This window comes from Pseudomonas onubensis, from assembly GCF_965653655.1.
Classification (GTDB): Bacteria; Pseudomonadota; Gammaproteobacteria; order Pseudomonadales; family Pseudomonadaceae; genus Aquipseudomonas.
The window spans coordinates 1-563 of the sequence record NZ_CBFHAZ010000225.1; the positions used below are offsets into that span (position 1 = coordinate 1).

The 563-nt window shown below is 52.0% G+C and carries 1 protein-coding gene; it reads right to left on the reverse strand.

Going from position 1 to position 563, the window contains the following annotated elements; translation table 11 throughout:
* Window positions 1-563 (reverse strand): glycosyltransferase (locus tag ACTD9P_RS29675; RefSeq protein WP_438870426.1); only part of this gene is annotated, 563 nt, incomplete at both ends.

Genomic DNA, 563 nt, shown 5'->3' on the forward strand with positions numbered 1-563 from the left:
AATGTCGGATACCCCGAGTGATTCAGCCTTTTTTCTGTACGCCTCTTCCATCGCGCCTTCTCCGGCAAATACGAGTTTCAGCTCCGGAATGCGGTTCTTCAGCAGTGCCGCAGCCTCAATGAGAAGTCCCTGGTTTTTATTGCCGTTTAATTCAGCGGGGTATATGAGGATAAATTCCCCGGCGCCGAAGCCGTGTTTTTCTCTCAGACGTTCACTCTCTGCCCGGCTCACAGGGCGAAACCTGTCTGTATTCACGCCGATGCCGTGTATTTTCTTCGCGCCGCAAGCTGTTTTTTTCATTTGCTTGGCCCGTTCGTAATCCTCTTCATTAATCGTAATCAAACAATCCGTGTAAGAAGAGAGAAATTTTTCGATCGGGTAATAAAGAAGCCAATTTTTCAGGGGCGCTCCGTCGCAGAAGTGAAAGCCGTGCGCGGTGTACAGCACCTTTGTCCCTTTTTGGCGCGCTTGTCTCGCCGCAAGGCGTGCAAGCACGCCGCCGACCGGCGTATGACAGTGAATCATGTCGTAGCCGTTAGCCTGAATGAGCCGTTTCAGCCGCC